General features: G+C 55.7%; 23 protein-coding genes and 3 tRNA genes. 17 read left to right on the top strand and 9 right to left on the bottom strand.

What is annotated here, in order from left to right:
- Nucleotides 1-89: 89 nt before the first annotated feature.
- From AC2FI7_RS03480 to lexA, 6 genes are all read left to right on the top strand, one after another.
- Nucleotides 90-671 (top strand): anthranilate synthase component II, encoded by a 582-nt coding sequence (locus AC2FI7_RS03480; RefSeq protein ID WP_170470574.1) that lies wholly within the window; start codon nucleotides 90-92, stop codon nucleotides 669-671.
- Nucleotides 668-1687 (top strand): anthranilate phosphoribosyltransferase, encoded by a 1020-nt coding sequence (gene trpD, locus AC2FI7_RS03475; protein WP_010440281.1) that lies wholly within the window; start codon nucleotides 668-670, stop codon nucleotides 1685-1687. Before AC2FI7_RS03480 ends, trpD begins: the two co-directional genes overlap by 4 nt.
- Nucleotides 1684-2496, top strand: coding sequence for an indole-3-glycerol phosphate synthase TrpC (gene trpC / locus AC2FI7_RS03470; RefSeq protein ID WP_010440282.1), 813 nt, complete (start codon nucleotides 1684-1686; stop codon nucleotides 2494-2496). Before trpD ends, trpC begins: the two co-directional genes overlap by 4 nt.
- Complete coding sequence (moaC, locus tag AC2FI7_RS03465; RefSeq protein WP_496815245.1) at nucleotides 2496-2969, top strand: cyclic pyranopterin monophosphate synthase MoaC; 474 nt, start codon at nucleotides 2496-2498, stop codon at nucleotides 2967-2969. The genes trpC and moaC overlap by 1 nt, the downstream gene beginning before the upstream one ends.
- Nucleotides 2966-4138 (top strand): molybdopterin molybdotransferase MoeA, encoded by a 1173-nt coding sequence (locus tag AC2FI7_RS03460; protein WP_496815243.1) that lies wholly within the window; start codon nucleotides 2966-2968, stop codon nucleotides 4136-4138. The genes moaC and AC2FI7_RS03460 overlap by 4 nt, the downstream gene beginning before the upstream one ends.
- A gap of 70 nt (nucleotides 4139-4208) precedes the next feature.
- Nucleotides 4209-4907, top strand: a complete 699-nt coding sequence (lexA, locus tag AC2FI7_RS03455) for a transcriptional repressor LexA (protein WP_010440285.1) — start codon at nucleotides 4209-4211, stop codon at nucleotides 4905-4907.
- Here the strand turns inward: lexA and AC2FI7_RS03450 are convergent.
- The gene (locus tag AC2FI7_RS03450; RefSeq protein WP_010440286.1) at nucleotides 4901-6928 is read right to left on the bottom strand and encodes a ComEC/Rec2 family competence protein; all 2028 of its coding nucleotides are present in this window, start codon (nucleotides 6926-6928) and stop codon (nucleotides 4901-4903) included. The two genes, lexA and AC2FI7_RS03450, sit on opposite strands and share 7 nt — an antisense overlap.
- A 78-nt stretch (nucleotides 6929-7006) precedes the next feature.
- Between AC2FI7_RS03450 and gltX the strand changes: the two genes are divergently transcribed.
- The 3 genes from gltX (at nucleotide 7007) to AC2FI7_RS03435 (ending at nucleotide 10937) form a co-directional block, all read left to right on the top strand.
- On the top strand, nucleotides 7007-8413 hold the full coding sequence (gene gltX / locus AC2FI7_RS03445) for a glutamate--tRNA ligase (protein WP_496815241.1): 1407 nt from the start codon (nucleotides 7007-7009) through the stop codon (nucleotides 8411-8413).
- A 114-nt stretch (nucleotides 8414-8527) separates the two neighbouring features.
- Nucleotides 8528-9823 carry a citrate synthase gene (gltA, locus tag AC2FI7_RS03440; protein ID WP_010440288.1) on the top strand — a complete coding sequence of 432 codons (1296 nt, stop codon included), beginning with the start codon at nucleotides 8528-8530 and terminating at the stop codon, nucleotides 9821-9823.
- A gap of 172 nt (nucleotides 9824-9995) precedes the next feature.
- Nucleotides 9996-10937: an autotransporter outer membrane beta-barrel domain-containing protein gene (locus AC2FI7_RS03435; RefSeq protein WP_010440289.1), complete on the top strand. Its 942-nt coding sequence runs from the start codon at nucleotides 9996-9998 to the stop codon at nucleotides 10935-10937.
- 9 nt (nucleotides 10938-10946) lie between these two features.
- Here the strand turns inward: AC2FI7_RS03435 and AC2FI7_RS03430 are convergent, their stop codons facing one another.
- A complete protein-coding gene (locus tag AC2FI7_RS03430; protein ID WP_238528771.1) occupies nucleotides 10947-12002 on the bottom strand; it encodes a PA0069 family radical SAM protein in 1056 nt (351 codons plus the stop codon).
- A gap of 319 nt (nucleotides 12003-12321) precedes the next feature.
- Here AC2FI7_RS03430 and AC2FI7_RS03425 point away from each other — a divergent pair, with 319 nt between their 5' ends.
- The gene (locus AC2FI7_RS03425; protein ID WP_010440291.1) at nucleotides 12322-13020 is read left to right on the top strand and encodes a corrinoid protein; all 699 of its coding nucleotides are present in this window, start codon (nucleotides 12322-12324) and stop codon (nucleotides 13018-13020) included.
- 94 nt (nucleotides 13021-13114) lie between these two features.
- On the top strand, nucleotides 13115-13780 hold the full coding sequence (locus AC2FI7_RS03420; protein WP_010440292.1) for a DUF1638 domain-containing protein: 666 nt from the start codon (nucleotides 13115-13117) through the stop codon (nucleotides 13778-13780).
- Nucleotides 13781-13783: 3 nt separating this feature from the next.
- Here AC2FI7_RS03420 and AC2FI7_RS03415 read toward each other — a convergent pair whose 3' ends face one another.
- Nucleotides 13784-14194, bottom strand: coding sequence for a SufE family protein (locus tag AC2FI7_RS03415; RefSeq protein WP_010440293.1), 411 nt, complete (start codon nucleotides 14192-14194; stop codon nucleotides 13784-13786).
- 141 nt (nucleotides 14195-14335) lie between these two features.
- Here AC2FI7_RS03415 and AC2FI7_RS03410 point away from each other — a divergent pair, with 141 nt between their 5' ends.
- Nucleotides 14336-14860, top strand: coding sequence for a hypothetical protein (locus tag AC2FI7_RS03410; protein ID WP_010440294.1), 525 nt, complete (start codon nucleotides 14336-14338; stop codon nucleotides 14858-14860).
- Here the strand turns inward: AC2FI7_RS03410 and rnd are convergent.
- The 3 genes from rnd to purM form a co-directional block, all read right to left on the bottom strand.
- Nucleotides 14857-16014, bottom strand: coding sequence for a ribonuclease D (gene rnd / locus AC2FI7_RS03405; RefSeq protein WP_010440295.1), 1158 nt, complete (start codon nucleotides 16012-16014; stop codon nucleotides 14857-14859). The genes AC2FI7_RS03410 and rnd overlap by 4 nt on opposite strands.
- A gap of 110 nt (nucleotides 16015-16124) precedes the next feature.
- Complete coding sequence (purN, locus tag AC2FI7_RS03400) at nucleotides 16125-16721, bottom strand: phosphoribosylglycinamide formyltransferase (protein ID WP_010440296.1); 597 nt, start codon at nucleotides 16719-16721, stop codon at nucleotides 16125-16127.
- Nucleotides 16718-17764, bottom strand: a complete 1047-nt coding sequence (gene purM / locus AC2FI7_RS03395; RefSeq protein ID WP_010440297.1) for a phosphoribosylformylglycinamidine cyclo-ligase — start codon at nucleotides 17762-17764, stop codon at nucleotides 16718-16720. Before purM ends, purN begins: the two co-directional genes overlap by 4 nt.
- 107 nt (nucleotides 17765-17871) lie before the next feature.
- Between purM and AC2FI7_RS03390 the strand changes: the two genes are divergently transcribed.
- Nucleotides 17872-17948: transfer RNA gene (locus AC2FI7_RS03390), tRNA-Ile, on the top strand.
- A 2-nt stretch (nucleotides 17949-17950) separates the two neighbouring features.
- Here the strand turns inward: AC2FI7_RS03390 and AC2FI7_RS03385 are convergent.
- Nucleotides 17951-19270, bottom strand: coding sequence for an ATP-binding protein (locus AC2FI7_RS03385; protein WP_010440298.1), 1320 nt, complete (start codon nucleotides 19268-19270; stop codon nucleotides 17951-17953).
- A gap of 44 nt (nucleotides 19271-19314) precedes the next feature.
- Between AC2FI7_RS03385 and AC2FI7_RS03380 the strand changes: the two genes are divergently transcribed.
- From AC2FI7_RS03380 to AC2FI7_RS03365, 4 genes are all read left to right on the top strand, one after another.
- Nucleotides 19315-20229 (top strand): MBL fold metallo-hydrolase, encoded by a 915-nt coding sequence (locus AC2FI7_RS03380; protein WP_010440299.1) that lies wholly within the window; start codon nucleotides 19315-19317, stop codon nucleotides 20227-20229.
- Between the two features lie 74 nt (nucleotides 20230-20303).
- Nucleotides 20304-20378, top strand: a tRNA-Asn gene (locus tag AC2FI7_RS03375).
- Between the two features lie 199 nt (nucleotides 20379-20577).
- Nucleotides 20578-21459 (top strand): hypothetical protein, encoded by an 882-nt coding sequence (locus AC2FI7_RS03370; RefSeq protein WP_496815236.1) that lies wholly within the window; start codon nucleotides 20578-20580, stop codon nucleotides 21457-21459.
- A gap of 160 nt (nucleotides 21460-21619) precedes the next feature.
- Nucleotides 21620-21694: transfer RNA gene (locus tag AC2FI7_RS03365), tRNA-Asn, on the top strand.
- 19 nt (nucleotides 21695-21713) lie between these two features.
- Here the strand turns inward: AC2FI7_RS03365 and AC2FI7_RS03360 are convergent.
- On the bottom strand, nucleotides 21714-23333 hold the full coding sequence (locus tag AC2FI7_RS03360) for a long-chain-fatty-acid--CoA ligase (protein WP_496815234.1): 1620 nt from the start codon (nucleotides 23331-23333) through the stop codon (nucleotides 21714-21716).
- Between the two features lie 106 nt (nucleotides 23334-23439).
- Nucleotides 23440-25050, bottom strand: coding sequence for a glucose-6-phosphate isomerase (pgi, locus tag AC2FI7_RS03355; RefSeq protein WP_010440302.1), 1611 nt, complete (start codon nucleotides 25048-25050; stop codon nucleotides 23440-23442).
- Nucleotides 25051-25052 lie beyond the last annotated feature (2 nt).

Here is a 25052-nt window from a genome sequence, read left to right as displayed (position 1 = left end):
ACAAGCCTGAGCATGTATGTCCCGACATTATACCGCGCTCAAGGGCTGCATCGCCAGTCTGAAATGCCGATAGGAAGATAAGTGCCCAAATGCTGCTGCTGATCGACAACTATGACTCGTTTACCTACAACCTCGTTCACTATCTGGGCGAACTTGGGGCCGAGATGGTCGTGCGCCGGAATGATGCGCTGGACGTACAGGAAGCGATGGCGATGAACCCGGCTGGCATCCTGCTGAGCCCCGGCCCTTGTGATCCCGATCAGGCAGGTATCTGCCTTGCGCTGACCGAAGCGGCAGCCGAAACGCAGACACCGCTGATGGGAGTCTGCCTCGGCCATCAAACCATTGGTCAGGTCTTTGGCGGAAAGGTCGTGCGATGCCATGAGATCGTGCATGGCAAGATGGGCACGATGAATCACACTGGTAAAGGCGTATTCGCTGGTTTGCCGTCACCATTCGAGGCGACCCGCTACCACTCATTGGTCGTTGAACGCGAAAGCTTGCCCGAGTGCCTTGAGATCACCGCCGAACTTGAGGATGGCACCATCATGGGCTTGCAGCACAAAGAGCTTCCCATTCACGGCGTCCAGTTCCATCCGGAATCCATCGCATCCGAGCACGGTCATGCCCTGCTCAAGAATTTCCTGAATGAAATGAAAGTCCCCGCATGAGCGATGCTCTGAAACCGCTGATTGGTGCTGCGGCCGATCGACCTTTGACCCGTGCCGAGGCTGAACAGGCCTTTGGAATCCTGTTTGACGGTGCCGCGACTCCGAGCCAGATCGGCGGATTGCTAATGGCGATGCGCACACGCGGTGAAACGGTGGATGAATACGCCGCTGCCGCTGCTGTAATGCGCGCTAAATGCAACGCTGTGAAGGCCCCGGCGGGAGCAATGGATATCGTGGGCACCGGTGGTGACGGCAAGGGAACGCTCAACATCTCGACGGCCACGGCCTTTGTAACGGCGGGTGCCGGTGTCACCGTTGCAAAACATGGCAACCGGAACCTAAGTTCTAAATCCGGTGCGGCGGATGCGCTTGGTCAGCTTGGAATTAATGTGATGGTTGGTCCGGAAGTGGTTGAAAAGGCGTTACAAGAGGTCGGTATCGGATTCATGATGGCGCCGATGCATCACCCTGCGATTGCCCATGTCATGCCTTCGAGGCAAGAACTTGGTACGCGCACGATATTCAACATTCTGGGTCCTCTCACCAACCCGGCTGGTGTGAAACGCCAACTGACCGGAGCGTTTAGCCGTGATCTGATCCGCCCAATGGCCGAAACTCTGGGCCTGCTGGGCGCCGAGCATGCCTGGTTGGTGCATGGTTCGGACGGGACCGACGAGTTGACGATTACAGGCGTCAGCTGGATCGCCTCCGTTGAGGACGGCGTTGTCAAAGAGGTCGAGCTTCACCCTGAAGACGCAGGTCTGCCAGTCCACCCATTCGAGGATATTGTCGGCGGGACACCGGAAGAAAACGCCATCGCATTCCGTGCCTTGCTGGACGGCCAGCCATCGGCCTACCGTGACGCTGTACTGCTGAATTCTGCCGCCGCACTTGTTGTCGCAGATGCCGCCAGTGATCTGCGTGAAGGGGTGGCTATGGCCGCTGAAAGCATCGACAGCGGCAAAGCCCGTGAAAAGATCAACGCTCTGGCACGCATTACACAGGAAACCGCATGACCGAGACCGTTCTGGACATGATCAAAGCCTACAAGCTTGAAGAAGTCGCCTCAGACAAGGCAGCCAAATCGCTGGAAACACTAGAATCAGAGGCGCGCAACGCACCAGAGGTCCGGGGGTTTGCAGAAGCTCTGCACAAAGCCACGCGATCTGGCTATGGGCTGATCGCCGAGGTTAAAAAAGCCAGCCCTTCCAAGGGATTGATCCGCGAAGACTTTAACCCACCCGCGCTGGCCGAAGCATATGAAGCGGGAGGAGCTGCGTGCTTGTCGGTGCTGACCGATACACCTAGCTTTCAAGGGGCAAAGGAATTCCTGACTGAAGCCCGTGCAGCATGTTCTCTGCCCGCTTTGCGTAAAGATTTCATGTATGACCCCTATCAGGTGGTCGAAGCCCGTGCGCTGGGTGCGGACTGTATTCTGATCATCATGGCCTCGGTTGAAGATGCGCAAGCTGCAGAGCTTGAGCAGACAGCGTTCGACTGGGGTATGGATGTTCTGATCGAAGTACACGACGCCGAGGAGCTAGAGCGGGCGACACAGCTAAAAAGCCCTCTGATCGGGATAAACAACCGCAATCTCAAAACCTTCGAAACCACACTTGATACGACACGCCACCTGTCGAAGTTGGTTCCAGCAGATCGCACGATCGTGTGCGAAAGCGGTCTGAGCACGCCTGCTGACCTTGCTGATATCGCCCGCTATGGCGCGCGCTGTTTCCTGATTGGCGAAAGCCTGATGCGGCAAGACGATGTGGCCAGCGCAACCCGTTCGCTACTGGCCAATCCACTCATCCCCGGAGTGATGTGATGCCACTGACGCATTTCGATGCCAAGGGCGAGGCACACATGGTGGATGTGTCCGATAAGGCCGTCACGGACCGGGTTGCAGTCGCCGCAGGTCACATCAGGATGGCACGGGAAACCTATGATGTTATTTCAGAAGGTCGCGCCAAGAAAGGCGACGTTCTTGGTATTGCGCGTCTCGCTGGCATCATGGGCGCAAAGAAAACTCCGGACTTAATTCCGCTGTGCCACCCTCTGCCCGTTACCAAAGTTGCGGTTGAGCTGACCCTGGATCCGGATCTTCCCGGCGTGCAGATCGAAGCCACCGTCAAAACTGCGGGACAAACTGGTGTCGAGATGGAGGCGCTGACGGCGGTCTCAACCGCCGCTTTGACTGTCTATGACATGACTAAGGCAGTGGATAAGGCAATGGAGATTGGCGGCATCCGAGTTCTTTTGAAAGACGGCGGTAAATCAGGTCGTTACGAGGCGTCATGATCTCCGTCGAAGACGCCCGAGCCCTATTGTTCGATCTTGTCACGCCTCTGTCTGCTGAAACGGTTCATCTTGCAGCGGCAGGTGGTCGCATCTTGGCGCAGAACGTCGCCGCAACACGTGATCAACCCCCTTTTGAAGCGTCTTCGATGGACGGATACGCGGTGAAAGCGACCGAAGTTGAATTGCACGCGATGTTCAAAGTGATCGGCGAATCCGCAGCCGGAAAGCGCTTTGAAGGCAAGGTCGGGCCCGGTCAAGCAGTGCGAATATTTACGGGTGCGCCGATGCCTGACGGCGCGGATTTCGTCGTTATTCAAGAAGATGTCGAGCGCCGAGACAGCCTGATCACCATCACTCACCCTCCCGGAGAAAAGACCAATGTCCGCCCTGCTGGCATTGATTTCGCCGTCGGCACCAAAATCAAGGCCCCACGCCAGCTCCGGCCCGAGGATATTGCGCTTTTAGCTGCGATGAATATCGCCTCCGTCCCTGTGACCTGTAAACCTGTGGTGGCATTGATATCGACGGGCAATGAACTGGTGATGCCCGGCGAGACGCCAGGACCCGATCAAATCATCGCGTCAAACACGTTTGGCCTGAAAGCGCTCCTTGAAAACAACGGTGCGCATGTGCGCGTGCTACCGATCGCACAAGACACGGTTGGCTCTCTGGAAACAGCTTTTGGTCTGGCGCAAGGCGCGGACCTCGTGGTGACAATCGGCGGAGCATCGGTCGGAGAATACGATCTGGTTGCAGATGTCTCGGAAGGCCTTGGGCTGGAGCAGTCGTTCTACAAAATCCGCATGCGTCCGGGTAAACCACTAATGGCTGGACGCCTCGGCGACGCAGCAATGGTTGGCCTGCCCGGCAATCCGGTTAGCGCAATGGTCTGTGGGTATCTGTTTTTGGTTCCGATGGTGCGGCGCATGCTGGGAATAGAAGATGTACTTCCACCTCTGCAGCAGGCCCAGCTGAAGGCACCACTCACTGAAAACGGTGGGCGCGAACACTATATGCGCGCGATTGTGGACAGCGATGGCATTCGGGCGTGTGACGATCAGGACAGCTCACTTCTCAGTGTTTTAGCACATGCAAACGCATTGCTGGTACGACAGCCCAATGATCCCGCGCGCCCTCCCGGTGATAAGGTCACCTACCTGCCTATCTAGCAAATCCGTTGACACAAAACGTGAACATGCGTAGAACAAAAGAAAACGCATGAGCGATGAGGTGCGAGCGATGCTGACCAAGAAGCAATTGGATTTGCTGGAATTCATCCACAAACGCGTGCAAGCGGACGGTGTTCCGCCCAGTTTTGATGAAATGAAGGCTGCGTTGGACCTGCGTTCCAAATCCGGGATCCATCGATTGATCACGGCGCTGGAAGAACGTGGCTTTATCCGCCGCCTTGCTCACCGGGCACGCGCCATTGAAATCGTCAAGCTGCCCGAAAGCCTTGGTGGAGAGCCGACGGCAGGCTTCAAACCCCGCGTGATTGAAGGTGACCGGCCCGAAGGGACCCGCCCAGCGAATTTCGAACCCGTCACCGTTGATGCGATGGAACTGCCCGTCATGGGGCGGATCGCGGCGGGTGTCCCGATCGAAGCGATAAGCCATGTTTCACACCGCGTGGCAGTGCCGGGCTCGATGATTTCAGGCAGCGGTGAACATTACGCGCTTGAAGTGCGGGGCGACTCGATGATCGACGCCGGTATCAATGATGGCGATGTTGTCGTGATCCGTGAAACCACGGCAGCAGATAACGGGGATATCGTAGTGGCGCTGGTTGAAGATCAAGAAGCCACGTTAAAGCGTTTTTTCCGTCGCGGTCAGGCCATTGCACTTGAAGCAGCAAACCCGGCTTATGAGACGCGTGTGTTGCCCGAGGATAAGGTGAAAGTACAGGGTCGGTTGGTTGGTTTGATCCGTAGCTACTGACGGGGCTGAGGTGACCACAGGCGGCGCCCTGAAGCCTCTGAACTGGTGAGCAAACTCCCTTTGGAAATGGCGAGACTGCCTGTGCTTCGCAGTGCATCCGGGTCATAGATCTGACATGCACCTGTCAGAGACAACGAAACTGACGCGATAATAATTTGATCTGGCCGGCACTCTCCAAAGGCCAGCGCAGCGCGTTTGCCTGTTAGGTGCACTAGCTCTTTGTTACCCAGCAGATAACGTTGGACACCGCCTGAGGACTCGGGCCAGCGCTTCGCCGCCTTTGGCTGATCCGCGTCGTCTCCGTCATTCTCCAACCAAACCGATGCGACAAAACCGCTGCCTTTTGGTTTACTCAGCGCACGGCCTTGATCGGTCATCACGCCGACGAGCCCACCGGTATCTGCGATCAGAACATCAGGACGGCTCCCCTGCCCCCACGCCGCAATAGCAACTACCGCCGGGACCAATCCAATCCATCGCGTGCGCCCTTGCCACAGAATCAACCAGAGGAAAGACACTGCCGTAATGGGCAGTACAAATGGGCCTGGGCTAACAACAAATCCCCGCGCACCTTCAAGTCCCGAAACCCAGGACGCAACCGCTAGGATCCAATTCAGCCCCAAACCCATCACGTGCAGTGCGATTGCCTCAAGCCTGAATGGCGCAAGAAGTGCTGCGACAACGGCGCTCGGGACGACCAGAGTGCCCATCACCGGGACCGAGACGAGGTTTGCGATTAATCCATAGTGGGACACGGTGTTGAAATGAGCCGCTCCGATGGGGGCAGTTGCGATCCCCGCGATCGCCGATGAAATCAACAAGGCCAACACCCGCCGCATCCAGAGTGGACCGGGCATTGGACCATAGTCTCGCAAGGCTCCGAAACCCGCGACCAGAGCGGTCGTCGCAGCAAATGACATCTGGAACCCGGGGCTCAGCAGTGATTCAGGGCGCAGTACCAATACGATCAATGCGGCAACGGCCACCGCCCGTAGCGAGATCGCGCGGCGGTCCAGCATCACGGCTCCTAGCATGACGCAGACCATGACAAATGCGCGCTCGGTCGCGACGTTTCCGCCAGAGAGAAATAGATAGATGGTGGCAGCGGCTAAGGCGCAGATCGCCGCCATTTTTCGTACAGGCAAACGCAGGGCCAGCATAGGCACCATGGACAATCCGATGCGGCATGCCACGAATACAAAACCAGTCAGCAAGCCCATATGTAATCCAGAGATCGCCAGAAGATGCGCCAGATTTGAGGCACGCAAGGACTCAAGCGAGGCCTTGCTCATACCGCTGCGATCCCCTGTGGTAACGGCGGCAGCAAATCCACCGATCTCGCCAGGCAAAATTGCACGAACTCTGTCCGAGATCGCCATACGCCACGCCGTAATACGAACACCGCTTTGACCATCGCGAGCCGGGGCCGAAGACAAAACTGGAACACGGGTATATCCAACTGCGCCAAGCCTTTGGAACCAGGCGTGGCGGCGAAAATCAAATCCACCCGGTTCGACCGGACCTTGCGGCGGAGAAAGGTGTGCGGTGGTCATGATCCGCTGACCCGGGGACAACGCAACAGTATCGCCATGTATCGAAAGTCGGATGCGCCCGGGCCTTTGATCAGGGGGAATATCGACAATCCGCACCTGATCCAGCATAACCCGCAGCGCATCCGACGCAGAGCGGTCCAGCGCTATGACCCTCCCCTCGACCGGGCCATAATAGCGCCATTGCAAGACCGGCTCTGCAACCATATGGGCCCGCGTTCCGGCCAGCAGAAAACCCAACGCAATCAGCGACATCCCGATGGGCAGCGGGCGCCAGGCCTCTCTCAACCAAAGACTGGAACCAATCGCCAACAACACAAACGCAATGACCATTGCGTACACGCCTGCGCCGGGTTCAAACCTCAGGCTAAAGTACCAGCCGATCCCGACCGCTAGACAGACCGGAGACCACGGGAACAGATATCCCCGCTGGATCAGCAATGCGGTCTCGACCCGTGTCAGAACACGCATGGTTGCCCCCGTCCTTCGGGCTGGGTAGATAGTCGCCAAACTATGCCCGCTAAGGTTACCAAAAGGTTAATCCACACAATGTCCGATCAGGTCGTCACTCGCTTTGCTCCTTCTCCCACCGGATTTCTGCATATCGGGGGCGCGCGCACCGCTCTGTTCAACTGGCTTTATGCGCGGGGCCGCGGGGGCAAGTTTCTGTTACGGATCGAAGATACAGATCGGGAACGTTCGACTCCGGAAGCCACGGCTGCGATCCTACAGGGTATGAAGTGGCTAGGGCTGGATCACGACGGGGACGTTATCAGCCAATTCGAAGGTGCCGCCCGTCATGCCGAGGTAGCGCGTCAGTTGCTTGCTGAGGGCAAGGCCTACAAGTGCTATTCGACCCAAGAGGAAATCGCTGCGTTCCGCGAACAGGCGCGCGCCGAAGGTAAGTCGACGCTGTTTCGCAGCCCATGGAGGGATGCCGACCCAGCCACGCATCCAGATGCTCCCTATGCGATCCGCATCAAAGCGCCGCAGGAAGGTTCCACCGTGATCCGTGATCAGGTGCAGGGCGACGTGACCATTCGCAACGATCAGCTTGATGATATGATCCTGCTGCGCTCGGATGGTACGCCGGTTTATATGCTGGCGGTTGTGGTCGACGATCACGACATGGGCGTGACTCATGTGATCCGGGGTGACGACCACCTCAACAACGCTGCCCGTCAGATGATGATCTATGAGGCGATGGGGTGGGACATCCCGGTCTGGGCTCATATCCCACTAATACACGGCCCGGATGGAAAAAAACTCAGCAAACGCCACGGCGCATTGGGTGCGCAGGAATATCAAACCATGGGCTATCCTGCCGCGGGGATGCGCAATTATTTGGCACGCCTTGGTTGGAGCCATGGAGACGATGAATTCTTTACTGATGCTCAAGCCAAAGAGTGGTTTGATCTGGAAGGGATCGGCAAAAGTCCCGCACGGTTTGATTTGAAGAAACTGGAAAACCTATGCGGACAACATATTGCCATCGGAGAGGATGCTGCGCTGCAGCAGGAAATCCAGGATTATCTGTCTGCAGCAAACAAATCACAGCTGACCGAAACACAATCGAGTGATCTAGCGCGTGCGATGTATTGCCTCAAGGATCGAGCGCGCACTTTCCCGGAACTCCTTGATAAAGCCCATTTTGTTCTGACGTCCAGACCTATCCAACCGGACGAGAAGGCGGCTAAGGCCCTGACGTCAGTATCCGACGGTATACTGAATGAATTGACGCCGCAGCTGCAAAATGCTAGCTGGTCTCGGAACGAACTGGAGGAGACCCTGAATTCGTTCGCAGAGGCGAACGGGGTTAAGTTCGGCAAATTGGCCGGCCCGCTGCGGGCCGCGCTGGCAGGCCGGGCAGTTACACCTTCGGTATTTGACATGATGCTTGTGCTTGGGCGGAATGAAACCCTGGCGCGGCTTGATGATGCAGCTAACCCTGACTGATTTCACATTCGGGTAATGCTGCTCCACTAAGAACGAACTGCGCGACACCACGCAGTCGTTGCCTGCTTTGACGGACAGCGATCCGGCAACTGTACGAATGAGGAAGGGATAAACATGACCGAGAGCCAACAAACAGCCAAACTGACTGTCCACGGCGAAAGCTACGATCTGCCGGTATTTTCTCCGACTGCGGGGCCCGACGTGATCGACATTCGTAAGCTCTATGGTCAAGCTGGTGTATTCACTTATGATCCGGGTTTCACGTCGACGGCGAGCTGTGACAGCACCATCACCTTCATTGATGGTGACAAGGGCGAACTCCTGCACCGCGGTTACCCGATTGAGCAGATCGCATCGAAATCTCACTTCCTCGAACTTAGCTACCTGCTGCTTTATGGCGAACTGCCATCGGCAAAAGATTTGGAGAAATTCGAGACTACCATCACGCGCCACACGATGCTGCACGAGCAAATGCAGTATTTCTACCGCGGTTTCCGTCGCGATGCGCATCCGATGGCCATCATGGTCGGCGTGGTCGGCGCCATGTCTGCCTTCTATCACGATTCGACCGACATTTCGGATCCGCGTCAGCGCGAGATCGCGTCTCATCGCCTGATTGCAAAGATGCCGACGATCGCGGCTTGGGCTTATAAGTACCATATTGGCCAGCCCTTCGTGTATCCGCGCAACGATCTGGACTATGCGTCGAACTTCCTGCAAATGTGTTTCGCAGTTCCTGCGGAAGACTACGAGGTGAACCCGATTTTGGCACGCGCCATGGATCGTATCTTCATGCTGCAGGCGGATCACGAACAGAACGCGTCGACATCGACGGTACGTCTGGCGTCTTCGTCTGGTGCGAACCCGTTCGCCTGTATCGCGGCGGGCATCGCCTGCCTCTGGGGTCCGGCCCATGGCGGCGCAAACCAGGCCTGCCTTGAAATGCTGGAAGAGATCGGCAGCGTAGACCGCATCCCCGAGTTCATTGAACGCGCCAAGGACAAAGACGATCCGTTCCGCCTGATGGGCTTTGGCCACCGCGTTTACAAAAACTTCGATCCGCGCGCGACTGTGATGAAACAGTCTGCAGATGAAGTTCTTGATCTGTTGGGTATCGAAGATAACCCTAAACTTCAGGTCGCCAAGGCGCTTGAAAAGCAGGCCCTGGAAGATCCATATTTCATCGAAAAGAAACTCTTCCCGAATGTCGACTTCTATTCGGGCATTGTGATGGAAGCTATGGGTTTCCCAACCTCGATGTTTACTCCGATCTTTGCATTGTCGCGTACGGTTGGCTGGGTCAGCCAGTGGAAGGAAATGATTGCCGATCCACAAAACAAAATCGGTCGTCCGCGTCAGTTGTATCTGGGCGCGACAAGCCGCGACTACGTAGATATCGAAAACCGCTGATCGGTGACAGAAGTTGAAATGAAGGCCCCGCCTAGCCGGGGTCTTTTTTGTTCCTACCGTTACCCAAAAGAAACCGTTCTGAGGCAATCTTGGACTTGCGCCTTGTTCGTTCTTTTCGCGGCACGCCACCCAACCTAGTGTTGCTGCGTCCAGCAATAAGATTCCGGTTATCATGCGTTCCGCCCTTGTGTTCCTTTTGCTGCTGTTTGCACAGACCGCCGCCGCACAAAGCCTGCTTGAAAGAGCTTTTGAACAGCAGCAGCAGGAAAATGCTGCTGGCTCGCTTGCGATTTTGGGGCTGGCAGGCATCCCGGACGATTCTGCGAGTGCAATTTCGTTGCAATCGAACACGGATAATCGCGACTACGATTTCAAATCCGCACAGCTGGGTGGCGGATTTCGTCTTGCCGAAGGCGTACCGATCTATCTCGAAGGCTACATCGGATACGCGCGCTATGATCCTGTTCTGACCTTCAGCGGCACCGGAGAAACTAATCGTGTACCTCTGAAATGGACCAGCCTCGCCCTCACTGGTGGAGTCGGCTATCAGTTTGACATTGGGGAGTTTTGGAAACTGACTCCGATGGCCCATATTTCGGTCGGGCGCACGCAATCCGATGCATCGATAGGGGCGCAAGCCATTGCCAACCGCCTTGGCCTTGACCGGGATTACCTTGATAGCGGTGGTATCTGGGCAGGTGGCGCGGGTGGCTCGATGACAGTTGCGTACGAGAAATCGCTATCTAATGATCGGGAGTTCGAAGCAAGCCTGCGCTATACGCATATCGAGTATTGGCCTATCGGCGACAACGAAGACCTTTTGGTTGAATCGACTGCCGCGAATGCCGTCCTTTGGTCACGATATCGTTTTCCAACGGGTAAACGTATGTTCGGGCGCCCGGTTCGATGGGTTGGTGATCTGTCGGTATCCTATCTGATCGGGGATCAGGCACTGGTGCTGGGCACGGATTGGCTTGCCCGCGTCGGTGGCGGGATTGAGGTTGATCTATCCGATACCTGGGTGCCCTGGGTATCAACGACCCGTTTCATGGTCCGCTATTATGGAAGCGATACGGTAAACGGTTTCTCGGCCGGAATCGGTATCAGCTTCTGACTCATGAATTCAGAACAAACTTAACTGATCACCAGACTGGGGCGGTGGCGCGAAATCCGCACAATTCAGCGGTGGTAGGTCTACGGCGAGTCCCAGCCGTTTCACGGCGGCGCTGAACCGTTGCGCAATCATTTCGGCATAAGTCCCCTCGCCCCGCATTCGATGACCCCAACGCGGATCATACTCTTTTCCTCCATGCATCTCCCTTAGCCGCGCCATAACCTTCTCGGCCCTGCCCGGCTGATGCTCGGTCAGCCATTCCCGCCACAGTTCGGACACTTCGCGCGGCAGCCGCAACATGATCCAGCTTGCGGCGTCCGCGCCCGCCTGCTTGCCGGCCTCCAACAGCTTCTCAAGCTCATGGTCGGTTAAACCCGGCACGACAGGAGAGGTCATAACGCGCACCGGTATCCCTGCTTCGGTCAGGACGCGAATCGTGCGCAACCTGCGCAGTGGAGAAGGTGCACGTGGCTCCATCTGGCGGGAAAGATTAGCGTCCAGAGTGGTCAGCGAAATCCCGACCCGCACAAGACCGTAGCGGGCCATGGGCGCCAGGATATCAAGATCACGTTCGATCAATGTGCCTTTTGTCACGATGCCGATTGGATGCTGAAAATCACTCAACACCTGAAGACAGCCTCTTGTTATCTCGCGGCTTTTCTCAATCGGTTGATATGGATCGGTGTTAGTGCCCAACGCAATCGTAGCCACCTTATAGCGTCGCGCAGAAAGCTCCCGTCGCAATATCTCTGCGGCATTGGGGCGTGCGATCAGACGTGTTTCAAAATCCAGCCCTGGCGACAGGCCCAGATATGCATGGGTTGGCCGGGCAAAACAATAAACGCAACCATGCTCGCAACCCCGATATGGATTGATCGAACGATCAAAAGGTAAATCCGGTGATTTGTTGTAGGTGATCAGACTGCGGGCCACTTCGTCCTGAACCTCGGTCCGCAGCGGAGGTAGATCTTCGAACAAATCCCACCCATCCTCGGTCAGCTCGGTCAAATACTTCTCGAATCGACCCGCTGAATTTGATGCCGCTCCCCGGCCCGGATGGTTCATTCTTACGGCCATTTGTTCACCATATGTTCCGAGTGTCAGTATTAATTAAAGCTGGGCCCAATGGCAAGGATTACACCTGTTTCATATCCGATCACCTTGAGGCGTTTTTGAAATCGGTCTGCGCGAAGGAAATCAGAACAAATGAAACAAATGCAGGATGATCTTGCAGAATTCGAGGTCGCCCGACGCCAAAATTCGGCCTATAGGTCGGTCTCGGAACGACCTAGGTCGCAATCGTCACAGTAGTCCTGCGACGAAATGGCCAAAACGGAAAAAATGCCACCCGGGCCGCAAGCCCACTCAGCTCAGGGAATTACCCATGTCCGATGAAGAAGACATCGTCCTGTCCGAACTGAATGACGACGAACTCGTCGAACAGATGTTCGATGACCTTTATGACGGCCTGAAGGAAGAAATCGAAGAAGGTGTGAACATCCTGCTCGAGCGCGGATGGATGCCATACGATATTCTGACCAAAGCACTGGTTGGTGGCATGACAATTGTTGGCCACGACTTCCGCGACGGTATCCTTTTCGTGCCTGAAGTTTTGTTGGCCGCCAACGCAATGAAAGGCGGCATGGCAATCCTGAAGCCATTGCTAGCTGAAACCGGTGCTCCGCGTGTCGGTAAGATGGTTATTGGCACGGTCAAAGGCGACATCCATGACATCGGAAAGAACCTTGTTGCAATGATGATGGAAGGCGCCGGGTTCGAGGTTGTCGATATCGGAATCAACAACCCGGTCGAAAACTATCTGGAAGCGCTAGAAAACGAACAGCCCGACATTTTGGGTATGTCCGCCCTACTGACAACGACTATGCCTTACATGAAGGTGGTAATCGACACACTGGTCGAACAGGGGCTGCGTGATGAATACACCGTTCTGGTTGGCGGCGCACCGCTGAACGAAGAGTTTGGCAAGGCGATCGGTGCTGACGGCTATTGCCGTGACGCAGCCGTGGCGGTGGAAATGGCCAAGGACTTCATGTCGCGCAAGCACAACCAACTGGCCGGCTAAGGCACGCGACCATACCGTGAGACAGGCCGTCCTTTCTGGGGCGGCCTTTTTTGTCCAAAGCCTGACATATATAGTTGCCAACCAGAGAGATCACATGACCGACGCGCCGATACCAGATGATGAAAGCCTGACCCGTCAGGGTTACGCCACTCCGCGCGCTGCCGAGTCGATTCTGCTGATCGCATGTGGGGCGCTTGCCCGTGAAATTCTGGATCTCAAGGAACGGAATGGCTGGGATCATATGGCTCTGACCTGCCTACCCGCAATTCTGCATGTACACCCCGAGAAAATCACGCAAGCGGTCGAGGATGCGATTGCCAAGCACCGCGATTCATACGACCGAATCTATGTTGTATATGCCGATTGCGGAACCGGAGGCCTGCTGCAGACTGCATGTGAACGTCTGGGCGTCGAGATGATTCAAGGGCCCCACTGCTATTCCTTTTTCGAAGGAAATCTGGCATTTGCCGCACATGGCGCCGATGAAACCACTGCGTTTTACCTAACCGATTTCCTCGCCCGGCAGTTTGACGCATTTGTCTGGAAACCGCTTGGTCTGGATAGACACCCGGAACTGCGCGAGATGTATTTCGGAAATTACACCAAACTCGTTTATCAAGCACAGACCGACAACCCGAATCTCACACGTCGCGCACAAGAATGTGCCGAACGGATGGGACTGGAATTCGAGCGTCGGCAGACCGGATACGGTGACTTGGAAACGACGCTTACGGATTGGGCAACACGCAACGCTACATGAAGATCAAGCGCTGGCCAACGCGACCTCGCGAATGCGTTCAATCATAGCACGTAGCCCATTCGAACGTTGCGCAGACAAGTGCTCCTGCAACCCCAGTCTGGCAAGTTCTCCTCCGGCGTCGACCTTTGGCACATCGGCTACCGGCAAGCCGTTGTAAAGCGTGCGTAATACCGCAATCAGGCCCCGCACGATCAGCGCATCGCTGTCCCCGTCAAATTTGAATTGTCCATTCTCGATGCTGGGATGCAGCCAGACTTGGCTGGCACAGCCGTTCACTTTGGTCGCGGGAACCTTGAACGCATCATCCAGCGGTTCCATCGCCTTACCCTGCTCGATGACATGACGATAGCGGTCTTCCCAGTCTTCCAGAAACTCGAAATCTTCGACTATCTCTTCAAAGGCTGGCGTTGCCATGGCTGGTCTGTCCTTGCGTTACGCGATCACATTTGTGAACTATGCTCAGCTTCCCCTTCTGTCCAGCCCCCAGTGTGGCTTTTCAAGATGCTGAAATTGCGGTAACCCAGTGCGGGTAAAGTTGCGCAAAGTGTTGGGTCCATGCACAAATCTCTGACTGTTCTTCTGCTCTCCGCCACGGTTCTTTCCGCCTGTAACAGTTGGAGCAACTCTCGGGCGAACCCATCGAACTGGTTTGGCAGCAGCACACCTGCCCCATCAGAGGTTTCAGCCAGCGACGCAGATGCGTTGGTTCCACGTCAAAACAACGGTAAAGGCCTGTTGGCGCGGCCTGAAATTGAAGACAATAGCGTTCCAATAGCGGTCATCAACGAATTGCGTGTCGACCCCACACCTTCAGGCGCGATCATATATGCAGCTGGTACCGCCATTCGACAGGGCGCATATAATGCGCAGCTTGCCCGAGTAAGGTCCGAAGAACTTACCAAGAATGGCATTTTGGAATATACCTTCCGCGTGGATTATCCGGACTATGCAACCGTTCAGGGAAACGAACGCTCTAGAATGGTTTCTGAAGCTGTCAATGTCAGCGCTCAAGAACTGGAAGGCATCCGCATGGTCCGTGTCAAAGGCCAGCAGAACGCGCTAGAATCACGTCGCCGTTAAAGCGCAACCACATCCACAGCTTGCCCCTTGGCTGCTAGTGCAATCTTGCCCTCGCAAAGCTTAAGTGCATCCTCGCCAAAGACCTCAAAACGCCAGCCGGACATGGCTGGAACATCGCGCTCACCAGCGGCGATCTGGTCCAGATCAGCGCTGGACGCGATCAGTTTTGCGGCGACGCCTGCGCTTTCGGTCTTTGATTTCAGCAGAACGCGCAGAAGATCGGCGAGGGCTGGATTCACTTTCAGCTTGTCACGGCTGTTGTCTACCTTTGGCAATTGATCTTGTGGGCAGTTCACACCCCTTTTTACTGCCGCCAGGATACCGTCAGCGATCGCCCCCTTGCGGGCCTCTCGCAACAGCAAACGTGATCCACCAAGATCAGAGGGCGTTTTAGGCTTTGTCGACGCCATTTCGATTAGTGCATCGTCCTTGAAAACACGGCTACGAGGCACATTGTTCTCTTGCGCATGGGCTTCGCGGAACTGAGCCAACTCTTTCACTACAGCCAGAAATTTAGCGGAATTTGTGCGTGTTTTGACCCTGCGCCACGCTTCTTCAGGACGAATGTCATAGGTCTCGGGCCGTGTTAGAATACGAAGCTCTTCAACGACCCAGTGATCCCGCTTGCTATTTTTCAACTCCGTAGACAGATGTTCATAGATTTTCCGAAGATGGGTTACGTCTGCCAGCGCATAGGTTTTTTGCGCGTCCGTCAATGGACGCCGCGACCAGTCGGTGAAACGCGATGTCTTATCAACGCCTTCTCTACATATTTTCCGGACAAGTGTCTCATAACCGACTTGCTCACCAAAGCCGCAAACCATCGCGGCAACCTGAGTGTCGAACAGCGGTGTCGGAAAGACGCCAGCGTCGACCCAGAAAATTTCCAGATCCTGCCGAGCCGCGTGGAATACTTTGACAACGCTTTCGTTCCGGAACAGGTCATACAAAGGTTCAAGCGACAAATCCTCAGCCAAGGGATCGACTAGAACAGCACTGCCCTCATCCTCGGACGGCACCGCGAGCTGAACCAGGCAGAGCTTGGAATAATAAGTCCGTTCGCGCAGAAATTCGGTATCAACAGTGACATAAGGATATTGTGCAGCAGCCGTGCAGAAGGCGGCCAGCTCTTGCGTCGTAGTCAGGGTTTTCATGCGCGGTGCTGTTCTTGCTTTTGATTCTTGTGACTGCCCGTGTCGTGCTTGTCCCGAGCGATATGCGACCATAAGACGATTACCCTACGCGTGTAAATCGCCGCGCAAATTCAAGGCAACAGAACTGGGTCTTTGTTGCCCATACAATACCGGCGCAGGACCTCAGGATAGAGTTTGTGTTCCTGCACCAACACGCGGGCGGCAAGTTCCTCTGGCGTATCCCCTGCCTTTACCTCCACGCGCGCCTGTCCCAGAACCGGGCCGTCATCCAGCGCGGCTGTGACTTCGTGAACGGTGCAACCATGTTCTGAATCGCCAGCCTCGATGGCGCGGGCATGTGTGTTCAGGCCTTTGTACTTGGGCAACAGCGAAGGGTGGATGTTCAGCATTCGTCCTTGGAAGCGAGAAACAAAATCGCCGGTCAGAACGCGCATGAAACCGGCCAAACACACTAAATCTGGCTGCGAAGCCAGCAGCGGCTTGAGCAGTTCCGCTTCGAACGCGGCGCGATCTTTACCGAAAGGTCGGTGATCGACGGAGGCAGTCTTTACTCCACGCTCTGCGGCCTTTGTCAGCCCTCCGGCTTCAGGGTCGTTCGACAGCACCAAGCAAGGCCGGCCAGCATGGTCCCCGATCATGCTATCGACCAGCGACAGCATGTTTGATCCGCCACCAGAAATCAGAATCGCGACGCGCTTGTGACTCACAGCAGCTTGCCTGAGTACGCGACGCCGGGTGTTTCGGTGACAGATCCGATCCGGGCAACGGTTTCACCAGCTTCGGATAGCAGTGCTTCCAGTTTGTCTGCATCCTCAGCCGTGCAGACCACGATCATCCCGATACCGCAATTGAAGGTTTTCAGCATCTCGGATTCGGCGATGCCGCCAGTTTCGGCCATCCATTTGAACACAGGCGGCAAGTCCCAAGCGCTCAGATCGATCTCGGCCCCCAGCCCGTCGGGCAATACGCGCGGCAGGTTTTCGGTGAGGCCGCCGCCAGTAATATGAGCAAGCGCATGGATGCCCCCTGCCCGGATCGCCTGCAGCGCCGGTTTCACATACAGCCGCGTGGGGGTCAGCAGAGCCTCACCCAATGTTCCGCCACCGAAAGGCGACTCTGCATCCCAGCCCAGCCCCGACATCTCGACCAGTTTGCGCACCAGAGAATAGCCGTTGGAATGCACACCGTTTGAGGCCAGCCCAAGCAGCACATCCCCGTCTTGCACACCCTCGGGCAGGGTCGCGCCGCGCTCCATTGCACCGACCGAGAACCCGGCCAGATCGAAATCGCCATCGGGATACATACCCGGCATCTCGGCGGTTTCGCCTCCGATCAGGGCACAACCGGACTGCACGCAGCCTTCGGCGATGCCCTCGATAATCCGCGCGGCGGTATCGGTATCCAGCTTGCCGGTGGCGAAATAGTCGAGGAAGAACAATGGCTCAGCGCCCTGACAGATCAGATCGTTGACACACATCGCCACCAGATCAATGCCGACGCCATCAACAACACCTGTATCAATCGCGATCCGCAACTTGGTGCCCACGCCATCGGTGGCGCCCACCAGAATCGGGTCTTCATACCCAGCCGCCTTTAGATCAAACAGAGCGCCAAACCCGCCTAGCCCACTCACCACGCCCGAGCGGTTGGTGCGCTTGGCCGCAGGCTTGATCCGATCGACCAGAGCGTTGCCCGCATCGATATCCACACCTGCATCGGCGTAGGTGATTCCGTTCTTGCCCGCTGTCATGGCCAATCCCTCATGAGTGCTTTGCGCGCGGGTTATTCGATTGTGGGCGATGTTGCAACGGTCAGGCTTGACGCGGGCTGCCATCGTGATACGCAAGGCGCATCGGCGGGCCTGTAGCTCAATTGGTTAGAGCAGAGCGCTCATAACGCTTTGGTTGGGGGTTCGAGTCCCTCCGGGCCTACCACATCACCGCCCTATCACGATATCTGCGCATAAACCGCCTAATTTTTCGCTGCTGCCCAGACGAAGGATGCCGCCGTGTACACGGGCGATGTCGGCGACGATGGCAAGACCCAACCCAACACCGCTGCCCTGATTCTGGTTCCGAGCCGGGTCCAGGCGCGTGAAAGGTTTGACCGCCTCAGTACGCTGTTCAATGGGTATACCGGGGCCGTCATCCTCGACCCGGACGCGGATCGACTTCGGTGTCATCGACAGACTAACCTCAGCCCTTGAACCATAGCGGATAGCGTTTCCAATCAAATTTTCCACCGCGCGGCGCATTGCCGACGGGCGCAACATAACAGTCCCCTGCCCCTCGACCGATACCAGTTCAACCTGCTGGCCTGCGCGTTGCGCGTCATCGACAATCTGACTCAGCCAAATCTCGGGTTCGACCGCCTCAGGTGTGCTTTCTGCAGTCCCTCTTGAGAAGTCCAGAAATGCATCTAGAAGCGATTGCATTTCATCCACATCCTGCAACAGCGGGGCTGCCTCATCTTCGGGTAACAATGACAACCCCAGCTTCAGACGCGTCAAAGGCGTGCGCAGATCGTGGCTGACGCCAGACAACATCAAAGTGCGCTGCTCGATCTGCCTTTCGATTCGGGAGCGCATATCAACAAAAGCGTTGCCCGCCGCACGCACTTCGATTGCCCCGCTAGGAGAGTAAGGCACCACGCGGCCCCGACCGAACGCCTGCGCCGCATCCGCGAGCCGGGTAATCGGCCGCAGTTGGTTGCGCATGTATAAAAATGAGATCGTGGTGATCAATGCCGCAAAGAACACCATCGTAACGATAAGTTGGTGCGGTGCCGTGGGTGACAGGCGCCGTCGATCAAATTTCAATTCCAAAGTGCCAAGATGCGTGCTCAGATAAAGCCGCACCTCCTGTCCATTCGGCAGTGCGACGTCTTGCATTTGGGGCACCAGCGCCTGCATTTCAGCATCGACTTGTGGAGCGATGAAATCATACCAACGACGCTTTCCAACCACCGGTTCTTGGTACTGCGGCAGAAAACGAGAAGTCATATTCAATGCCGATAGATCAGGCCGTGCAGCAGCCAGCGCCTGCTGCTGCGTCTCTGCACCCTCCATCACGTTCAATATAAGCGTGACCTCACGGGCTGCCGTTCGCGTCATCTGTGCGGTCACTTCCTCGAGATGCTTTTGCAAAAAAGCGATCGCCACAACCAAGAGTACAACGATGACCGGTAGCACCAGGATAAGTGCGGCACGCGCGTACAGGCTGCGCGGTATATAGGGTTTGAGCCATTGGGTCGACATGCGCTAAACCTAGCGGGCTGCCTGGACAAGAGGAAGAGGTCAGAATGCAAGCCTCCGATGATTTCAACCCAGTGCCTGGACAAGCTGTGATACTTGCTCAAGGCCTAAGCCGGGTGCTTGCCCCAAACCCCTCACCGATGACATATCGCGGTACGAACACTTACCTTCTGGGTGAAACAGACATCGCCGTCATCGATCCGGGACCGCTGAGCGACGCACATTTGTCGGCGATTCTCGATGCATTACAGCCCAATCAGCGGATCAGCCATATCTTCGTCACTCACACCCATCTCGATCACTCACCCCTTGCTGCCCCTCTTGCGATCCATACAGGCGCACCGATTCTCGCTTTTGGAGGGCCTCAAGCAGGCCGCAGTGCGGTTATGACGGAATTGGCGCAGAATGGGTTTGCGGGCGGCGGTGAGGGAATTGATATGGATTTTCGCCCTGATATTGAGCTGGAAGACACTGCATGTATTTCTGCGGACGACTGGACGCTTGAAGTCATCCACACACCCGGCCATCTCGGCAACCATATTGCGCTCGCCTGGGGCGATGTTTGCTTTACAGCGGATCACGTCATGGGATGGGCCAGTTCGCTGGTCTCACCGCCCGACGGGGATCTGACCGACTTCATGGCCGCCTGCCATCGCCTTCGCGCGAGAGAATGGTCAGTCTTTCATCCCGGCCACGGCGCTCCTGTAACGGAACCAAACAATCGCCTGGAGTGGCTGATTCAGCACCGTCTTTCGCGCGAATCTCAGATTCTTGACGAACTGATCAAAGGCCCGGCCACTGCACGTCAGCTTGCACTGCGTATTTATATAGACACGCCTGGTGCATTGCTCCCAGCGGCGGAAAGAAATGTATTCGCGCATCTGGTCGATCTGACCGGAAAGGCCCAGGTCGCACCCGTTGAGACGCTTTCAGCACAGTCCGAATTTATCAGGCTCAGTTAGCGGCAAACTTTTTTCATCAGCAATGCGCTTCCCCTCTGGACGACGAAATTCCGTGTTGTTATACGCCCTTCAGTTCCGGCGTAGCTCAGCGGTAGAGCAGTTGACTGTTAATCAATTGGTCGTAGGTTCGATCCCTACCGCCGGAGCCAATATCCATATGCACTCTCATTGCGCTGCCAGATCGTACTAACCTTCCAGAAGTCTATTTTGGTGCAGTTCTGAAACGGCTGAGGCCTCTTGTTTTCTGATTGCCTTGTCGCGGTTCATATTGGTGATTAGGACTTAACCCTATAAACGATATTGGCGGATTGTTTAGCTGCAATCACGTGTACAGGAACAAGAACAAATATGCGCCACGAGTACGAAATAGGGATGCTGTGGGTCGAAGGCCCCCTCAGCTATGTAGAAGTTCTTTGCGCTCAATCTTTCTTAGATGCAGGTCATCATGTAAAACTCTACCATTATGGACACGTGCAAAATGTGCCGGAAGGTGTAGAGCTTGTTCACGGCGATACCGTACTCGGCAGTGATCGCTTTATCAAACACGGTAGAACAGGTAGCTTCGCGTTGTTCTCTGATGTATTCAGGTATCATCTTCTTCAACAAAATGACCGGATGATCTGGGCGGATCTTGATGCTTATTGCGTCAAGACTTTCGAGTCGGAGACTGGTCATTTCTACGCTTGGGAATCCGACTATCAAATTGCTGGTGGTGTTTTAGGCCTACCTTCAGACAGCGAAGCGCTTGGGCAACTTCTTGAGATGACTGAAGATGAATATGGAATTCCTGAATGGTATCCTGATGAAGAGAAGAAGCGCCTTGAAAACCTAAGAGAGGCTGGAACTCCGGTGCATGTTGGTGATTTACGTTGGGGCGTCTGGGGTCCGCATGCAGTGACTCATTATCTGCAAAAAACCGGAGAATCGAAATACGCTTTTCCAGAAAATTGGCTTTATCCAATAAGTTTTAAAAACCGCCGCTTTTTAATGCGGTCAAAATGGGCCCGTAAAGTGCGCCGTGCTGTAACTGAAGATACTTATTCAGTTCATTTCTATGGGCGTAGAGTCCGGCAGTTTTTGGCCACTATAGGAGGCGTTCCTGAACCGGGCAGTTACATGGAACAGTTGTTGACTAAGCACAACATTAACACCGCTGCGGCACCTATTTTTACGCGGCAAGAGCGTGAGGCACAAAAGGCAACTCAGGAAGCAACTCCACCTGTAAAATAAACCTGCAGGTAGCCTTTCGAAGCGACAATGCTTACATCGGTGCCAAGAGAAAACTCACAAGCAAAAACATAGAGTTTTCTGGGCCTTTACTAATTATCTTCAAAAAATAATCTAATCCTCTGGACGATGCCAAAGCTGATTGCTATACGGCGCGGACCGTTCCGGCGTAGCTCAGCGGTAGAGCAGTTGACTGTTAATCAATTGGTCGTAGGTTCGATCCCTACCGCCGGAGCCATTCTTCCCCCGTTTGGCATTCACCCCATCAGCACGTCGCTAAAATCCGCACGCAAGTTCCGTTTCAGGACTTTGCCGGTTGCGTTCAATGGCAGAGCGTCGACGAATACAACTTTGTCTGGCACCTGCCATTTGGCGATCTTACCGTCAAAGAATGAAAGTAAATCCTGCTCGGTTGGCTCTTGGCCTTCCGCCTTCACAGCAACCAAAAGCGGGCGTTCATCCCACTTCGGATGAGGCACACCCACAACCGCCGCTGTCGCCAGTTGAGGGTGCGCGACAGCGATATTTTCCAGCTCGACCGAGCTGATCCATTCGCCACCTGATTTGATAATATCCTTCGATCGGTCGCGGATGGTCATAAACCCATCTGGGTCCAATGTTGCCACGTCGCCGGTTGCGAACCAGCCATCCTGCAACAAGGCCTCATCTTGCATGTGGAAATAGCTGTCTAGCACCCAATGGCCGCGCACCATCAGATCACCCTGCGTTTCACCGTCATGGGGAAGGTCGCTGCCATCGTCATCGACTATTTTCAGTTCAACACCAAAGGGCGGGCGGCCTTGGCTCTCGCGTAGTTTGTGTTGTGCTTCAATGGGCATTTCCAGATGCTTGGCCATAGGATAGTTGGTAGTGCCCAGCGGGCTCATTTCACTCATACCCCAGGCATGGACGGTATCGACACCATAGGTCTCGCGAAAGGTTTCGATCATCGAAGGCGGGCACGCTGCACCGCCTATAACTGTACGATTCAGGCTTTCCAGTTTGGTTCCACATGTCGCCGCGTGCGCCAGAAGGCCCTGCCAGATGGTTGGCACACCCATCGCCAATGTCACGCCATAAGTGTCGATCAGATTGACCAATGCTTCCCCATGCAAACCCGGCCCCGGCAATACCATGCGTGAGCCGGACATGGCGCTGGCATAGGGTGAACCCCAAGCATTAACGTGAAACATTGGCACCACCGGCAATACCACATCCATCGCGGAATAGCCGATAACATCACGTGTGTTTGACGCGAAACTATGCAGCAAAGTCGAACGATGCGAATACAGAACACCTTTGGGGTTTCCTGTTGTGCCCGATGTGTAGCAAAGGCTAGAGGCGGTATTCTCATCAAAACTGGGCCACGCGTAATCCGCATCGCCGGTTTCAATCAACTCGTCATAGAAGATCAGACCAGGGACCTGAGACAACGCGGCCTCATCTCGTGCACCCATCAGCACGAAATGCTGCACCTCGGTCAGTTGCTCCTGAAGCGCGGCGACCAACGGCAGGAAAGTTGCATCAAAGAACAGAACCCGATCCTGCGCGTGGTTGATGATATAGGTCAGTTGCTCTGGGAAAAGACGCGGATTGATCGTGTGACAGACGAAGCCCGCGCCGGATACGGCATAGTAGATCTCAAGATGGCGGCGGTTATTCCAGGCCAGTGTGCCCACTCGATCCTGCGGCTGTAGCCCAAGCTTCATAAGCGCCGAAGCCATACGGCGGGCGTTCTGCGCGATCCCCGCCCAGTTGGTCTGGGTCACGGTTCCGTCCGTCTCGACCGAGATTATCTCGGTCTGTCCGTGATAGCGTTCGGCGTGATCAATCAGCGACGAAATCAGCAAAGGCTGCGTCATCATCTGTCCCAGCATGGACAATCCTCCCATCGTCAGCGCTTGGCCGCGCCCTTCTACATTGGCAGAAACCCTGCCAAGATTTTAATTGTCTGACAATAAGAGAGTTTGGCTGAGTCCCTTGTCAACCTCGATGGCGTAGCGCGTACTCGACCAGACCGGCTGTCGAACCATCCTTGCCTTCGGTGCCGACTTCGCCATCGACAATGGGCCCCAGAGACGTCGCCAATTCTTTGCCCAACTCAACGCCCCATTGATCGAATGAATTAATGCCGAGCAACACGCCTTCGACAAAAACCCGATGCTCGTACAGCGCAATAATCTGGCCCAGCACATATGGCGTAAGCTGCGGATATATCAGGGTTGTTGATGGACGATCCCCCGAGAACACACGGTGGCGTGCCTGACGCTCCAGCTCTTCGCCGGTCAAACCCTTATCCACCATCCGCACGCGGGCTTCATCCAATGATCGGCCTTGCATCAGAGCCTCGGACTGAGCCAGGCAATTGGCCAGAAGCAGACGATGATGATGGGCCAATTCAGGCTCATGCCCATTGGCTGCCACCATGAACTCGCACGGGATCACGTCAGTGCCCTGGTGAATCAGTTGATAGAATGCGTGCTGTCCATTGGTGCCAGGCTCACCCCAAACCACCGGACCTGATGGCATGGCCAACGTACTGCCATCCATTGCGACAGATTTGCCGTTCGATTCCATTTCAAGCTGCTGGAAATACGCTGGAAGCCGCAGAAGGCGCTGATCATAAGGCAAAACCGCACGGCTGGCGTAACCCAAAACCTGCCGGTGCCAGACACCGACAAGCGCCAACATAACCGGCATGTTTTCAACCCACTTCGCCGAGCGGAAATGCAGGTCCATCGCCTGCCCACCTCGCAGAAAAGCATCGAATGCATTTGAGCCTACAGCGATCATCACCGGCAATCCGACCGGGCCCCAGACCGAATAGCGTCCGCCCACCCAGTCGGCGAAACCGAACACGCGCTCTTCGGGGATGCCAAACGCAGCTGTCTTATCCACCGCGCTCGAAACGGCAGCGAATTGCTGCGACGGGTCTCCGCCTCCATCCACCATCCAAGCACGCGCCGTCCGCGCGTTGGTCATGGTTTCGATGGTGGTGAAGGTTTTCGAAGCCACAACAATCAGCGTGCGCGTCGGGTCTAGCATGCGCAAGGTGTCGGCGATATGCGCCCCGTCCACGTTCGAGACGTAATGCAACTTTGGACCATCGTGATACGGTGCCAGGGCATGTGTCGCCATGACCGGACCAAGATCCGAGCCGCCGATGCCGATATTCACAACATCCGTAAAGCTGCCCCCTGCCCCCTTGATCGCCCCGCCGCGCACCTCTTCGGCAAACACGCGCATCCGCTGCAATGTTTCCAGAACGTCTGGCATCACGTCCTGACCATCCACCTCGACCGGACCGCCATCGAGGTTGCGCAACGCCGTATGCAGTACCGCACGCCCTTCGGTCTCGTTGATCTTTTGGCCCGCAAACATCGCCGTCCGGCGATCCGCCAATTTGGCATGGTCACAGAGTTGAATAAGTGCAGAGCGAATGTCGTCGTTGATCTGAGTTTTAGAGTAGTCAAACAACAGGTCGCCGCTGGACGTGGAAAAACTCTCGGCACGGTTTGAATCTGCATCGAACAGATCAAGTATTCTGCGATCACCGATCGATTTAGCCAGAGATTTCAGTTGATCCAATTGCATGG

The organism is Ruegeria sp. YTSA064, assembly GCF_059610325.1.
The sequence above is the reverse complement of the archived record's forward strand: the minus strand, read 5'-3'. Positions and strand labels throughout refer to the sequence as shown.

What these genes read in the sequence shown, in the direction of transcription:
- AC2FI7_RS03480 (WP_170470574.1), top strand. Translation starts at nt 90, where the DNA reads ATGCTGCTGCTGATCGACAACTATGACTCGTTTACCTACAACCTCGTT.
- AC2FI7_RS03450 (WP_010440286.1), bottom strand. Translation starts at nt 6,928, where the DNA reads ATGCGTGTTCTGACACGGGTCGAGACCGCATTGCTGATCCAGCGGGGA.
- pgi (WP_010440302.1), bottom strand. Translation starts at nt 25,050, where the DNA reads ATGCAATTGGATCAACTGAAATCTCTGGCTAAATCGATCGGTGATCGC.
- trpC (WP_010440282.1), top strand. Translation starts at nt 1,684, where the DNA reads ATGACCGAGACCGTTCTGGACATGATCAAAGCCTACAAGCTTGAAGAA.
- AC2FI7_RS03385 (WP_010440298.1), bottom strand. Translation starts at nt 19,270, where the DNA reads ATGTCGACCCAATGGCTCAAACCCTATATACCGCGCAGCCTGTACGCG.
- rnd (WP_010440295.1), bottom strand. Translation starts at nt 16,014, where the DNA reads ATGAAAACCCTGACTACGACGCAAGAGCTGGCCGCCTTCTGCACGGCT.
- moaC (WP_496815245.1), top strand. Translation starts at nt 2,496, where the DNA reads ATGCCACTGACGCATTTCGATGCCAAGGGCGAGGCACACATGGTGGAT.
- AC2FI7_RS03415 (WP_010440293.1), bottom strand. Translation starts at nt 14,194, where the DNA reads ATGGCAACGCCAGCCTTTGAAGAGATAGTCGAAGATTTCGAGTTTCTG.
- AC2FI7_RS03380 (WP_010440299.1), top strand. Translation starts at nt 19,315, where the DNA reads ATGCAAGCCTCCGATGATTTCAACCCAGTGCCTGGACAAGCTGTGATA.
- purM (WP_010440297.1), bottom strand. Translation starts at nt 17,764, where the DNA reads ATGACAGCGGGCAAGAACGGAATCACCTACGCCGATGCAGGTGTGGAT.
- AC2FI7_RS03410 (WP_010440294.1), top strand. Translation starts at nt 14,336, where the DNA reads ATGCACAAATCTCTGACTGTTCTTCTGCTCTCCGCCACGGTTCTTTCC.
- gltX (WP_496815241.1), top strand. Translation starts at nt 7,007, where the DNA reads ATGTCCGATCAGGTCGTCACTCGCTTTGCTCCTTCTCCCACCGGATTT.
- gltA (WP_010440288.1), top strand. Translation starts at nt 8,528, where the DNA reads ATGACCGAGAGCCAACAAACAGCCAAACTGACTGTCCACGGCGAAAGC.
- AC2FI7_RS03420 (WP_010440292.1), top strand. Translation starts at nt 13,115, where the DNA reads ATGACCGACGCGCCGATACCAGATGATGAAAGCCTGACCCGTCAGGGT.
- AC2FI7_RS03460 (WP_496815243.1), top strand. Translation starts at nt 2,966, where the DNA reads ATGATCTCCGTCGAAGACGCCCGAGCCCTATTGTTCGATCTTGTCACG.
- AC2FI7_RS03435 (WP_010440289.1), top strand. Translation starts at nt 9,996, where the DNA reads ATGCGTTCCGCCCTTGTGTTCCTTTTGCTGCTGTTTGCACAGACCGCC.
- AC2FI7_RS03360 (WP_496815234.1), bottom strand. Translation starts at nt 23,333, where the DNA reads ATGCTGGGACAGATGATGACGCAGCCTTTGCTGATTTCGTCGCTGATT.
- trpD (WP_010440281.1), top strand. Translation starts at nt 668, where the DNA reads ATGAGCGATGCTCTGAAACCGCTGATTGGTGCTGCGGCCGATCGACCT.
- AC2FI7_RS03370 (WP_496815236.1), top strand. Translation starts at nt 20,578, where the DNA reads ATGCGCCACGAGTACGAAATAGGGATGCTGTGGGTCGAAGGCCCCCTC.
- AC2FI7_RS03425 (WP_010440291.1), top strand. Translation starts at nt 12,322, where the DNA reads ATGTCCGATGAAGAAGACATCGTCCTGTCCGAACTGAATGACGACGAA.
- lexA (WP_010440285.1), top strand. Translation starts at nt 4,209, where the DNA reads ATGCTGACCAAGAAGCAATTGGATTTGCTGGAATTCATCCACAAACGC.
- AC2FI7_RS03430 (WP_238528771.1), bottom strand. Translation starts at nt 12,002, where the DNA reads ATGAACCATCCGGGCCGGGGAGCGGCATCAAATTCAGCGGGTCGATTC.